We start from the raw sequence: 13,360 nt of genomic DNA, 5'->3' as shown, positions 1-13,360 counted from the left end.
TTCCCTTTAGGGATTAAATTAATGATTCAAACTTCCTATTCACCCGGTTTACATAAACTGCTCACACTTTCGGTACAGGACGACGGTATCCTTAAAGATGCCCGGGGTTTTGCCGATTTTACCGAAAAAATTCTGGAAACCTATAATCTGGAAAAAGTAGGCCTGGTAACACATTCTTTCGAAAATAATAGTTTTACAATTGCAGTATGTCTGAAAGAATCCCATATTTGCATTCATACCTGGCCGGAGTTCCATCAGCTGACAATCGATATTTACCTGTGTAATTATCTTCAGGACAATTCCGGAAAAGTTAAAGATATTGCTAACGATTATATCAGTTACTTTCGTGCGGATATTATTAAAGATTTTGAAATTAACAGATAATTTATGAAAGTAACGTGTTATCAGTGTGATACTGCTACGGATATTGATGTGAATTTTGAAGTAGTGCAGTTTGTCTGTCCTGGCTGTAAAAGTGTGTACCTTTCCAATAAAGAGGGTGACTTTGTTTTTAGAAAACAATACAGCTACAAGCGGGAATATGACGGACTGAAAGTGGGGCAGAAAGGAACCTTGAAGAATGTCGAGTATACCATAACGGGTATTATTGTAAAAAACATACCCGAAAATTTCTTTTGGACGGAATATATACTAACGGATGCAGCCGGAAATTTCCGGTATTTATCTGAAGCAAACGGACACTGGATATTGCTGGAAGAAACAGAAGACGCGCATTTGGCAAGCACGAAACTGAAGCATATTACCTATAATGATGTTACGTATAGCCTGTATGAAAGTACCAGTGCTACAATTGCCTCAGCAGAAGGTTATTTTGATTTTGAATTGCCGGTAAAGGCAATAAGAATGACAGAGCACATAGCGCCACCTTATATTATTTCGAAAGAAAATATAAATAGTGAAAAAACCGTATTCACCGGCGAACATATTTCAAAAAGTAAAATAAAGAAGGCATTTAAAGCGGATTATGTGCCTGCAACTGTTGGCATTGGAATCGTACAGCCATTTGTTTTTAATATCCGGAACCTGGCGCTTATTTTGTGTTCCTGTATGCTGCTGATACTGTTAACCCATCTGTTTGTTTATAACGATAGGGAGGAAAATGTTGTTGTGAGCAAGGACCTTCACTTTAGTGAATTTAATAATAAAGAATTTATATCGCCTTCTTTTACTTTAAAAGGAGGAGCAGCACCTTTAACGGTTGCGGTTTTTTCAGAAGTAGATAACTCCTGGGCTAACGTTCAGGTAGCTTTGGTGAATGAAAAAACAAGTGAAGAAATTTACGCCAATAAAGATGTGGAATATTATCACGGCTATACCGATGGTGAAAACTGGTCTGAAGGAGATAAATCGGAGGATTTCAGTATCTGTGGCGTTAGTGCCGGACAGTATCACTTGACCATTACGCCTCAAAAAGCACCCGAAGACAATAGTAATACCTATATGAGGGTTACCGCTGTCTGGAATCAGGCCTCCATGTGGAATGTCTGGGTAATTGTAATAACAATCATTGTTTTTCTGGTTATCGTGTATTATTTAAGCGTGTATTTTGAAAAACAGCGATGGGCAGAAAGTGTGAATTCCCCTTATATAAACGATTAATTTCAGATGGATAGTATTGTAAGCTTTATAAAAAATAATAAATGGTCTTTGCTGGTTGCACTAGCCGTTTATCTGCTGTATTTACAGTTTATATTCTCCGGAAACAGGATCTGTGACTGTGTTGCAACAGAAAAATACGGAAGCAGTAACGGAAGCAGGGTACACGTTGGACGTTTTTATCATAAATAGTTTTAAAAATAAAAATATATGGATCTTATCACATTAAAACCGATTTTAAATTCTGTTGTTTTCTCACTATTAGGAGTACTGATCCTTTTGGGAGCCTATTTTGTCATTGAAAAATTAACCCCGGAAAACACGTGGAAAGAAATTGTTCAGAAAAATAATATTGCCGTTGCCATCGTTTTTGCGGCATTTATAATTGGAATATCAATGATTATTAGTGCAGCAATACATGGGTAAAAAGTACCTGAAATTTGAATTTCTGCTGCTAATGGCTGTATTTACAATTGCCACTTGCGGCCTGGTATACGAGCTGGTGGCAGGAACACTGGCCAGTTACCTTTTAGGGGATTCGGTTAAACAATTCTCGTTCATCATTGGAGTGTACCTTTTTTCAATGGGAATAGGCTCTTACTTCTCAAAATTTATCCGGAAAGACCTGCTCAATACTTTTGTAGAGATTGAGATCCTGGTAGGATTAATTGGCGGACTGAGTTCGGTAATCCTGTTTTTATTATTTGAAAGTGTCGATTACTTCCAGTTTATCTTATACCTTCTGGTATTTGTAACAGGATGCCTGGTTGGTCTGGAAATACCGCTTTTAATGAATATCCTGAAGGATAAGGTAGCCTTCAGGGATTTGGTGTCTAATGTTTTTACATTCGATTATATAGGCGCTTTACTCGCTTCGATATTATTCCCTCTGGTTCTGGTGCCGCAGCTTGGTGTAATGCGAACCTCGCTGTTTTTTGGAATGATCAATGTTAGTATTGCCATCGTATTGTGTTTTGTTTTAAAAAACGAATTGAAACGCCCTTATCTCCTTAAAGCAAAAGCGATAGGCTCTTTCGTATTCCTGCTTCTGGTATTTCTTTTTTCGGAAGCGATTCTTTCTTTTTCGGAAGGGAAATTATACGGTGAAAATATTGTCTATACCAGTTCAACCCCATACCAGCGTATCGTATTGACACATAACAAAAGCGATTACAAATTATACCTCAATAACAACCTGCAATTCAGCTCTGCCGACGAATACCGCTATCATGAAGCACTCGTGCATCCGGTAATGGCTGCAGCAAAAAAAGTGGAAAATGTACTCGTTTTAGGCGGTGGCGACGGACTGGCTGTAAGGGAAATACTAAAATATAAAGACGTGAAAAACATTACCCTGGTCGATCTTGACGAGGGGATGACAAAACTTTTTAAAACCAATAAAATACTGACCGGTTTCAATCAGCATTCCTTAACAGACGCAAAAGTTAAAGTGTTTAACCAGGATGCCTATATATGGACAAAGAACTGCAAAGAAAAGTTTGATGTGGCCATTATTGACTTTCCGGATCCGTCTAACTATAGTTTGGGCAAATTATACTCCTTAAACTTTTATAAATCACTGCACGATATACTTTCAAAAGATGCGGTCGTTGTAGTACAGACAACGTCGCCTTACTTTGCACCCAAATCATTCTGGTGTATCAATAAAACGGTAAAAGAGATCTTTCCTCAGGTGGATGCCTACCATGCCTATGTGCCTTCCTTCGGAGAATGGGGCTATACGATAGCCGCAAATAGCTTTGCAACCTCTTTTGATAAGGTAAACAGAAAAGTAAACGGATTGCGGTTCTATAACTATCAGTTTCATAAATTGAATTATTTTTCAAAAGATATGATTGCAAATTCGGTAGAGATCAATCGTCTTGATAATCAGATTTTAGTACGTTATTTCGATGAAGAGTGGGGGAAACTATAGTTCAAGAAGAACATTTATAAAAGGAATAGCGACATCCGTATTATTGGTTTCCGTTTTACAATCCTGTAAAGAGAAAGTCATTAACTTCATGATCCGCCTTTCCGGAACAAACCATATTTTAGGACACCGGCTAAGGCTTAATGATTTTCCAAAACCGGTAAGAACGATTACAACACCATATCTTATTATTGGCGGCGGAATAGCAGGCTTAAGTGCTGCCCGGCAATTTGCTAAAAAAGGAATTACAGATTTTTTAATCGTTGAATTGGAAAATCATGTAGGCGGAAACTCGTCAAACGGTGAGAACAAATACTCAAAATATCCGTTGGGAGCACATTACCTGCCCCTACCTAATTTCAGTGATAAAGAATTGTTGGCATTCCTGGAAGAAGCACAGATTATTGTCCGTTATGATGAAAAGGGATATCCGGTATTTGATGAAGAACAATTAACGTTTTCGCCTCAGGAACGGCTGTATTATAAAAACAGCTGGCAGGAAAGCCTTGTTCCGAAATCAGGAAACACGGCCGGAGAGAACACAGCATTTCAGTTGTTTTTTGAGAAAATGGATTTTTTCAGAACCGCAAAAGGATCGGATGGAAAATACCTTTTTGATATTCCGTTAGCGCAGTCTTCCAATGAAAAATATGCTAAGGATTTTGATAACATAACGATGAAACAGTGGCTCGGTGAAAACGGATTTACTGCCGGACCGTTATTAAATTATGTAGACTATTGCTGCAGAGACGATTTCGGATATGGAATTGAATTTGTTTCTGCCTGGGCCGGCATACACTATTTTGCCGCAAGAAAACACGATGCAACTTCTGATAAAGTCGAAAATGTACTAACGTGGGCCGAAGGTAATGCAAGATTGGCAGCTCATTTAAAGCAATATGTCGATGGAAAAACCTTAAAAAGACATCTGGCCCATAATATTACGATTCAGAATGATAAAGTTGTAACCAGGGTGTATAGTGATGAAACGAAAGAAACAATAGAAATACTGGCAGATAAAGTTATTTTAGCCACCCCCCAATTTGTAAACCAGTATTTGCTGAAAGACAGAAAACCCATAGCGCAGGCTTTTCATTATGCGCCGTGGCTGCTGGCGACACTCGTTGTCAGGGAACTTTCAGATAATTACAGCTATCCGCTGTGTTGGGATAATGTGATTTATGGCGCTGAGGGATTGGGGTATATCTATGACCAGCACCAGTCATTACAGCAATTACAGTCCAGAAAGGTAATTACCTACTATTACAGTTTTTCTGCTTCCGATTCCGGTAAAAGCAGAAGGGAAATGTATAAGAAAAGTAAAGAATTCTGGAAACAAATGGTTATTAAGGATTTAAAAATTGCCCATCCTGATATTGAAGATAATATTGAAGAAATGGAAATACATCTTTTAGGACATGGGATGATAAGTCCGGTTCCGGGATTTTTGTTTGGCAAAGCCAAAGCGGCAGCAAAGCAGCCAATCGAAAATAAGATCTATTTTGCCCATTCGGATTTATCCGGTATTTCAATTTTTGAAGAAGCTTTTCATCAGGGAATTAATGTAGTTAATACAATCATAGATGATGCAGCCCTGGATACATAGAGCTAAAACAGATACTATATTTATTTTAGCGCCCTCTTTTTTGGTTTTGGGCATTATTGTTTTAGGTCAGCAATGGCTGCTGGAAATAGAAGCGAAGCACTCTTTTTATATCTGGCTTTTTCTGATCGTTTTTATTGACGTGGCCCATGTTTATGCCACATTATTTAAAACATATTTTGTTTCGTCTGAATTTCAGAAGCGAAAAAAACTGATGATAGGATTGCCGGTGCTGTGCTTTTGTATAGGGCTTGTCCTGTTCTCCTTTGGCAGCCGGGTTTTTTGGTCGGTATTGGCGTATGTGGCTGTTTTTCATTTTATAAGGCAGCAGTATGGATTTATGCGGCTATATTCCCGTAATGAACCCAGATTAAAGAGAAACAAATATTTTGACAGCCTGGTAATCTATACCGTTACAGGCTACCCGATGTTGTATTGGTTCTTTTCCCCGGAAAGAAATTTCAACTGGTTTATGCCAAACGAGTTTTTGCAGTTTGAAAATGAAGGTTTGCTGGAAATATTCCGGGTGTTCTACTTTTTAATACTAGTCGTTTACGTACTCAGTGTAAGTTATAAGGCATGGAAAAACCGTTTTTTTAATATCCCCAAAAATGCAATAATCGCCGGAACTGCCTTATCCTGGTATTTTGGTATAGTGTACTATAATAACGATCTGATCTTTACGATGCTCAATGTGGTTTCTCACGGCATACCATATATGGCATTGATTTTTTTGAAAGAGATTGACGGAAAAGGTACTGCTTTATGGGGAGCGATGTCGTATCTCACGAAATTTAAAGGCGTTGTTTTCTATTTGGGAATACTGCTTTTAATTGCCTTTCTGGAAGAATATATATGGGAAATAGCGGTCTGGAACGAACAGTTCTCGATGCGTGGAATGGACTTTACAGCGGCTCATTTTGTATTGGTACCACTGCTTGCCGTTCCGCAGTTTACCCATTATGTACTGGACGGATTTATATGGAAATCAAAATAAAAAAAAACATCCCCAAGGGATGTTTTTCTGTTTTATGTTGTAGCAAGATGCTTCTGGTGTATGTGTGCTTCGATAGCGTTCCATAAGCCGATGCGTTTTTCCAGTGCAAGTATGGAAACAGCTTCCACTTCTTTCCATTTCTGATTGTCTTCACCGCATAGTTCCGTAATCATTTGCATAGCCATAGGACCGTGATCGTCGGCATCCAGCTCAATATGTCTTTCAAAATAATAAATCAGTTTGGAAAGATCGGTAGTCGGGAAATTCGCCTGGAAATGTTTCAATATAGCGGTAAACATTCCCGGGATCAGGTCTTCTCTTCCGAAAGTGAATGCAGCGGCAATTTCATGCGGCTTGCCTTCTTCGATAACCCGGAAAGTAAAATCGAGAAATGCCTTTATGTCAGGATGCAGATCGCTTTGTTTGATGGATACAAAAATATTCTGCGTACGGATCACATTGTCCAGAAAAGCATTAACCTGGCTGGTGTTTGCATTGCAGGCGTGCATCGCATCGAGATACATTTCAAAATGGCTCAGCCTTTTGCCGTCCAGAGATAAATCCGATTCTTCAGCAAGAACGATCTCGTTGATCAGATAGCGGGTCTCCGGATTTTTGGTCGCAAACCAGGGTGTGGTCGTACAGGTCAGTTTGGACTGTAATGCCTTTAGCAATGACATAAAATCCCAAACAGCATAAACATGACCCTCAAGAAAACAATGTAAGTCATCTATGTTCTGGATCTGACTGTATAAAGGATGGCTCAATAAAATGTCCCTTTGTGGCTGTATTTTTTTGTTGACAGATTTTATATTCATGGTAAAAGTTTGCTACAAAAATAAAAAAGCTTCCCGTTTTGGGGGAAGCTTTTAACATTGATTTTATTAATTTAACTATAAACTATTGTGATTCTTAGTTTTCATCGGCTGTGGGTCCGTACATTCCGGGTACTTTGCCGCCAACGGATCGGATGTAGGTCGACATTTGCCCTCTGTGGTGAATGGTGTGGTTCATGACAAACATCCGGTAAACAGACATTTTGGGCAGGGTGAAATAAACCGTTTCACCGTTTCGCATGGTCCACTGTTCCTGAAACGTTTCATTTTGGGCTTCCTGGAGTAGTTTTTGGGCTTCCGCTACATTGGCATCAAAAGCTTCTAAAAGCGCTGCCACCGTTCTGTAGTTGGTCGGGGTATAGTTAAGCGTCGAGAAATCCAGTTCCGGTTGCAGTAAAGTAATGGGAATCCATGTTGGTATTTCGGCAAGGTGATTGGCTAATTCCGCCAGACTCATTGCTTTTTCGTGTGGTTTAAAATCCAGTTCGGCTTCGGGTAAGGCACTCAGCATTTTTCGGGTACTGGCCATTTCATGCTGAAATTCAGGCATTAAAAACTCGCTTAGATTCATAACTATTTGTTTTTTGTTTATTCAAAGCTATGAAGAGTTTGGGGATAAAAAAAGAGTTCCGGAAAGAACTCTTTTTTTTATAGCATTGTAAGACTACTATTTGAAAGCAGCATGACCGGTAATATCCATACCGGTAATCAGTAAGTGGATGTCATGTGTTCCTTCGTAAGTCACAACAGATTCTAAGTTCATCATGTGGCGCATGATAGAGTATTCACCGGTAATACCCATACCACCTAACATCTGACGTGCATCACGTGCAATTGTTAAAGCCATATCCACATTATTTCTTTTGGCCATTGAGATTTGGGCAGAAGTAGCTCTTCCTTCGTTTCTCAATACACCTAATCTCCAGGTTAATAATTGTGCTTTTGTGATTTCGGTAATCATCTCAGCCAGTTTCTTTTGTTGTAATTGTGTTGCAGCGATTGGTTTGTCAAACTGAACACGCTCTTTTGCATAACGCAATGCCGTGTCATAACAATCCATAGCAGCACCAATAGCACCCCAGGCAATTCCGTAACGTGCAGAATCAAGGCATCCTAGCGGAGCACCTAATCCGGATTTATTGGGTAATAAGTTTTCTTTAGGAACTTTTACATTGTCGAAAATTAACTCTCCGGTAGCAGAAGCTCTTAAAGACCATTTGTTATGTGTTTCAGGAGTTGTAAAACCTTCCATTCCTCTTTCCACGATTAATCCGTGAATTCTTCCGGTTTCATCTTTTGCCCAAACTACTGCAATATCAGCAAAAGGAGCATTAGAGATCCACATTTTAGCACCGTTTAATAAATAATGGTCACCCATATCTTTAAAATTGGTTACCATACCACCCGGATTCGAACCGTGATCAGGCTCTGTTAATCCGAAACAGCCAATGAATTCACCGGTCGCTAATTTTGGTAAATATTTCATGCGTTGCTCTTCATTACCGTATTTCCAGATAGGATACATTACTAATGAAGACTGAACAGATGATGTTGAACGAACACCAGAATCACCTCTTTCAATTTCCTGCATGATTAAACCGTAAGAAATCTGATCTAATCCGGCACCACCATATTCAACAGGAATATAAGGTCCAAAACCTCCGATTTCTGCTAAACCATTAATTAATTGTTTCGGAAATTCTGCTTTTTGAGCATATTCTTCAATAATAGGTGTCACATCACGTTTTACCCATGCCCGTGCTGCATCACGAACTAATTTATGTTCCTCCGTCAATAAATCGTCTAATTGGTAATAATCAGGAGCTTGAAATAAGTCTGGTCTCATTTTGTTTATAATTTTGGTTGACAAAAGTAAGGAAACAAAATCAACTATTCAAGTGACAGTATTGTTATAATTATATATTCAATCGAAATTTAAGACTCTTAACGAAGGAATAATTGACAGAAGTTGTTTTAAAAAACAGTATTTGTGATAATCGGTATTTATTGTGTTATTTGTCACAATAATAAGTAGTGCCGCGAATGCAGTACCGGTATGCTGGATATGTTTGGGTGATGGTTGCCTGTTGCAGCAAGGCTGAAAAGGAATTACATTTTCAGGTAAAACGCTTTCGTCAGTTCGGTGTATTCCGGAGTATAATTGTGACGGGAAATTTCAATAACCAGTTCGTCAGTGCTTAAGGTTGTTTCCGGATTTCTGCTAAAAGCAATCAGGCTTCGTTTAACAGCGGTTGCCGGTGTGCCTTTAACACGGGTAATTTTAAAAGGATGCAAGTCACAGTCTTTTGCCAGGGCAATAAAACGTTCTTCTTCTTTAAAAGGAATGATCACGGAAAAAATGCCGGTTTCCGAAAGCAGCACTGCGGCAGCTTCAACCAGATCCTCAAAAGGCATTGCGTCTTCAAAACGAGCGGTGTCGCGTTGTTCGTTCTGGGAGTAATAATCTTCCGTATAAAAAGGGGGATTGGAAACAATTAAGTCGTATTCGTCTTCAATTTCCGCAACAAATTCATCCAAAGCAGCGTGGTAACAGAATAAACGATCGTTCCACGGACTGTTTTCAAAATTTTCAACAGCCTGTTCGTAGGCTTCTTCATCAATTTCAAAGGCATCAACCTGTTCTGCAAAAGAACGCTGTGCAAGCATAAGAGCTATTAAGCCGGTTCCGGCGCCAATATCGAGTATGCTGAAAGGATGGTGTTCAACGGGAGTCCAGGCGCCTAATAAAACACCGTCTGTACCTACTTTCATAGCACATCTGTCCTGTTCTATTTTGAACTGCTTGAATTCGAACATAATAATAAGATGAGGGGTGACGTTTAGCTGTTCAGATATAAATCGACTAAACCTTCAGGGATATCCATGACTACTTTACTGTTCTCACGGTCAATTTTAACAATGAAATTATCAATCATTGGTACTAAAATCTCCGTTTCGCCATTAAGGATTTCAAAAAGCGGCTGTGCGGTACTGTCATTGATCGATACGATTTTACCAATAACGCCCAAACGGCTGTCTTCCACATCAAAACCGATTACTTCATGAAAGTAAAACTTGTTTCCTTCCAGTTTCGGAAGCATGGTTAACGGAAGGTATAATTCGCAGCCCAGTAGTTTGTCTGCTTCTTCTTCGCTGTTAATATCTTCAAAGCGGATACGCAGGAAATCGTTTTTGTGCAGCGAACTGCTTTCAATGAAAAATGGAACCAGGTTTTTGTTGAATTCAACAAAAACCGATTCCATATCTTCATACATCTCCGGTTCGTCCGTGTCTAAATAAGCCAGAACTTCCCCTTTGAAACTAAATTTTTTAGCGATTTTACCTAAATAGAAACAATCTTCTTTACGCATAATAATCGCTAACTGAATTAAGCTTGAGTTTCTTCGTTGTTTTCTTCAACAGCTGGAGCCTCTTCAGTAGCCTCTTCAACAACTTCTTCAGTTGCAGCTTCAGCAGCCTTAGCAGCTTCTTCAGCAGCAGCTAAACGCTTAGCGTTAACTTCTTGTTCTGCTTTGAAAGCTTTAGCTTTAGCATCAGCTTGTACTTTGCTTAAACCGTCTTTTTTAGCATTAACTTTTACTGCTTTCTCCTCTAACCATGCAGCTAATTTAGCATCAGCTTGCTCTTGTGTTAAAGCACCTTTACGGATACCTCCGTCTAAGTGGTGTTTCAATAAAGCACCTTTGTAAGAAAGGATCGCTCTTGCAGTATCAGTTGGTTGAGCACCATTGTGTAACCATTGTACAGCGCTATCAAGGTTTAAGTCGATAGTAGCAGGGTTAGTGTTTGGATTGTAAGTTCCGATTTTCTCTAAGAATTTACCATCTCTTTTTGAACGGGCATCAGCCGCAACGATCCAGTAAAAAGGTTTTCCTTTTTTACCGTGTCTTTGTAATCTAATTTTTACTGACATAATCTTGTGATTAAATTTTGAGGTTCTCGACCTCTGTTAATTAAGGGTGCAAATATAGTAAACTTTGGCATACAAAATAATTTTGCACAATAAAAAAGTATAGGTATCGTTTTGAAAATGGGAATATTAAAGGTCTTTTGTGATTTTTTATGATTTTATTAGCTTATTATCTTTAAAAAACTATTTTTGTAGAAATAAAGTATCCAAACATTTAATTGCGAATTGAAAATGAAAAAAATATTTTCTCTGATAGTTCTTATGGCAGCTTTCTCTTCCTGTGAAGAAGATGTTAAGTTTAATAATCCGTCACTTCAGGGTGAAAAGAACTATAACTTATGGAGAGCTTCCGATGCACATGCAACTATCGGACCGGACGGTTCGGTAACTATCGAAGGAATTACGACAGATGAAGAGGTGATCTTAAGAACATCTTCTTTTGAAAACGGAGTTTATGCTTTGGGAACAACAAATCAAAATAACAGAGCTAGTTTTATCTCTACGTTTGATGGTGAAGAATCTGTATTTACAACAGGTGTTTTTGTAGGACCTGCCAGTAAAATAACACTGCAAAGCGGTGGAACAGGATATACAGCTGCCAATTCGGCACATACATCCGGTGGTTCCGGTTCCGGATTACAGGTTAGAACTACGGTTGCTGCCGGTGTGATCACTAAAGTAATCATCACTTTGAGAGGTACAGGATACCTTCCGGGAGATATTGTAACGGTTGATGGTGGTGACAATACCGCTAAATTCAAAGTTGAGAATGTTTATGGTAGCGATGGAGAAATCAGAATTGAAAAAATTGAAGACGGAACAATGACCGGTAAATTCAAGTTCAATGCAAAAAATGCTAACGACAGTATTGTAACCTATCAAAACGGGGTTTTCTACAGAATTCCGATTTACTAGATAAAACACAAATAAAAAATTAAACCACTCATTTTGAGTGGTTTTTTTGTTTTTAGTAAATGGCTGAAATGAATAAATATTTGGCTTTATGTAATTTTAACACATCGGGAAAACACCGCAACTTTGCCTCATATTTATTGATGAAATTATGCACCTTAACAGGTTGGTTTATCGAAACCACATAAAGAGCAGCTTTTCCGGAAGCATATCTTTAATTTCTTTTCTTCTATTTAGTGTTGGTACCGCAAGTGCACAACACGGCAGCAAGCTAACACTGGCAGACGCTTTGCGCGTAGCAAAAGAAAACAATATCGCGATTCAGAAACAGCAGCTTGAAACACAAATTGCCAGGGAAGAAATCAGTGAGAAAAAAGAACTGCGCCTGCCGGAAGTGGAATTTCATTCGTTATACTCCAGGATTACGGATCTGACGGAATTTAAGAGCGGCTTCCTGCAGGATAAACAGGTTACGAAAACCATACCGGAAATTTACGATGTTTCTGCATCGTTCCGCATGCCGCTGTATGCCGGTAACAGAATCAATAATGCCGTAAAAAAAGCCGGACACGAATCGGAAATAGCATTGCTGAAAGCCGAAAAAACAGAGAATGACGTCAGATTAAGTGTTATAGCCTCCTTTTTAGGAGTCTATAAAATGATGGAATTACAAAAAATTATAACCCAAAGTATTCAGGAAGAGCAGGAGCGGTTAAAAGAAGTTAAGTCCTTTAAAGCCCACGGTACGGTAACTAAAAATGAAGTATTGCGCGCCGAATTGCAGTTATCGGACCGGGAACTTAACGCACTGACCAATCAGAAAAATACCGCGATTGCTCTTCATAATCTTAAAACCCTGTTGCAGTTACCGGAAGATGAAACCATCGCACTGGATACGATGCATATTATCGCTGCTTTGCCGGCTGCTGAAAATTATGATCATTACCTGAAAGGAGCGCTGCACAACGAAGAGATGAAAATCGCACAGCAGGAAATCGCCATCGGGAACCTTGAAAGAAAGATCGTAAAAGCAAATTATTATCCCACGGTCAGCTTTTTTGGGAACTACAGCTTTAAGTATCCCAACTATATGTTCTTTCCGCCCAATCCCTATTTGTACTCCCTCGGGCAGATAGGCGTAGAGGCGACTTTTAACCTGTCTGGCCTTTACAAGAATAAGACCCGGATGCACATCGCCGACAAAAAAGTTGAAGTACAGAAAGTAACGGCAGCACTCGTTAAAAACGAAATGTCCGATAAGGTTTTTAAGGAATACACCCAATATCATGAAATTCTGGACCGGCTTCCGGTGACCGATAAAGCACTCGAACTGGCGGAGGAAAATTATCGCATCGTAAAATTAAAATACCTGAACCAGCTGGTGCTGATCACCGAAATGATCGATGCGGATAATACCTTGCTGGAAGCAAGATTTAAAAAAATCGCTACAAGAATAGATGCGGCAATGAAATACTACGAATTGCTTCATACGGCAGATATGCTTCACGAATAATTTTCTGATTTAACACAC

At 39.1% G+C, this 13,360-nt stretch carries 14 protein-coding genes; 8 read left to right on the top strand and 6 right to left on the bottom strand.

All coding sequences use genetic code 11. The annotated features are described in order from the left end of the window. Positions 1 to 21 precede the first annotated feature (21 nt). From BGO42_RS11635 to BGO42_RS11610, 6 genes are all read left to right on the top strand, one after another. Positions 22 to 384: an S-adenosylmethionine decarboxylase family protein gene (locus tag BGO42_RS11635; RefSeq protein WP_177730192.1), complete on the top strand. Its 363-nt coding sequence runs from the start codon at positions 22 to 24 to the stop codon at positions 382 to 384. Positions 385 to 387: 3 nt separating this feature from the next. Then, on the top strand, positions 388 to 1,620 hold the full coding sequence (locus BGO42_RS11630) for a DUF4178 domain-containing protein (RefSeq protein WP_273244516.1): 1,233 nt from the start codon (positions 388 to 390) through the stop codon (positions 1,618 to 1,620). A 207-nt stretch (positions 1,621 to 1,827) separates the two neighbouring features. Next, entirely contained in the window at positions 1,828 to 2,043 is a 216-nt protein-coding gene (locus BGO42_RS11625) for a DUF350 domain-containing protein (protein ID WP_177730188.1), read from the top strand. Between the two features lie 31 nt (positions 2,044 to 2,074). After that, positions 2,075 to 3,553: a polyamine aminopropyltransferase gene (locus tag BGO42_RS11620; protein WP_273244518.1), complete on the top strand. Its 1,479-nt coding sequence runs from the start codon at positions 2,075 to 2,077 to the stop codon at positions 3,551 to 3,553. After that, entirely contained in the window at positions 3,531 to 5,156 is a 1,626-nt protein-coding gene (locus tag BGO42_RS11615) for an NAD(P)-binding protein (protein ID WP_273244520.1), read from the top strand. The genes BGO42_RS11620 and BGO42_RS11615 overlap by 23 nt, the downstream gene beginning before the upstream one ends. Then, positions 5,134 to 6,150, top strand: coding sequence for a hypothetical protein (locus tag BGO42_RS11610; protein WP_177730181.1), 1,017 nt, complete (start codon positions 5,134 to 5,136; stop codon positions 6,148 to 6,150). Before BGO42_RS11615 ends, BGO42_RS11610 begins: the two co-directional genes overlap by 23 nt. A 32-nt stretch (positions 6,151 to 6,182) precedes the next feature. Here the strand turns inward: BGO42_RS11610 and BGO42_RS11605 are convergent, their stop codons facing one another. From BGO42_RS11605 to BGO42_RS11580, 6 genes are all read right to left on the bottom strand, one after another. Then, complete coding sequence (locus tag BGO42_RS11605; RefSeq protein WP_273244522.1) at positions 6,183 to 6,968, bottom strand: DUF3050 domain-containing protein; 786 nt, start codon at positions 6,966 to 6,968, stop codon at positions 6,183 to 6,185. Positions 6,969 to 7,062: 94 nt separating this feature from the next. Further along, a complete protein-coding gene (locus tag BGO42_RS11600) occupies positions 7,063 to 7,557 on the bottom strand; it encodes a DinB family protein (protein WP_273244523.1) in 495 nt (164 codons plus the stop codon). A gap of 96 nt (positions 7,558 to 7,653) precedes the next feature. After that, positions 7,654 to 8,832: an acyl-CoA dehydrogenase family protein gene (locus BGO42_RS11595; RefSeq protein WP_177730175.1), complete on the bottom strand. Its 1,179-nt coding sequence runs from the start codon at positions 8,830 to 8,832 to the stop codon at positions 7,654 to 7,656. A 263-nt stretch (positions 8,833 to 9,095) separates the two neighbouring features. After that, on the bottom strand, positions 9,096 to 9,803 hold the full coding sequence (locus BGO42_RS11590) for a tRNA1(Val) (adenine(37)-N6)-methyltransferase (RefSeq protein WP_273244526.1): 708 nt from the start codon (positions 9,801 to 9,803) through the stop codon (positions 9,096 to 9,098). Positions 9,804 to 9,826: 23 nt separating this feature from the next. Next, positions 9,827 to 10,357, bottom strand: a complete 531-nt coding sequence (gene rimM / locus BGO42_RS11585) for a ribosome maturation factor RimM (RefSeq protein WP_273244528.1) — start codon at positions 10,355 to 10,357, stop codon at positions 9,827 to 9,829. Between the two features lie 17 nt (positions 10,358 to 10,374). After that, a complete protein-coding gene (locus BGO42_RS11580) occupies positions 10,375 to 10,920 on the bottom strand; it encodes a 30S ribosomal protein S16 (RefSeq protein ID WP_177730169.1) in 546 nt (181 codons plus the stop codon). A gap of 228 nt (positions 10,921 to 11,148) precedes the next feature. Between BGO42_RS11580 and BGO42_RS11575 the strand changes: the two genes are divergently transcribed. Both BGO42_RS11575 and BGO42_RS11570 read left to right on the top strand, forming a co-directional pair. Beyond that, positions 11,149 to 11,832 carry a DUF6252 domain-containing protein gene (locus BGO42_RS11575; protein WP_177730167.1) on the top strand — a complete coding sequence of 228 codons (684 nt, stop codon included), beginning with the start codon at positions 11,149 to 11,151 and terminating at the stop codon, positions 11,830 to 11,832. Positions 11,833 to 11,980: 148 nt separating this feature from the next. Next, a complete protein-coding gene (locus BGO42_RS11570; protein ID WP_273244531.1) occupies positions 11,981 to 13,342 on the top strand; it encodes a TolC family protein in 1,362 nt (453 codons plus the stop codon). Positions 13,343 to 13,360: the final 18 nt, after the last annotated feature.

The sequence above is a fragment of the Flavobacterium sp. 40-81 genome, assembly GCF_001898245.1.
GTDB classification, from domain to species: domain Bacteria; phylum Bacteroidota; class Bacteroidia; order Flavobacteriales; family Flavobacteriaceae; genus Flavobacterium; species Flavobacterium inviolabile.
Note: the sequence above shows the minus strand (reverse complement) of the source record. Positions and strands in the feature narration are given on the sequence as shown.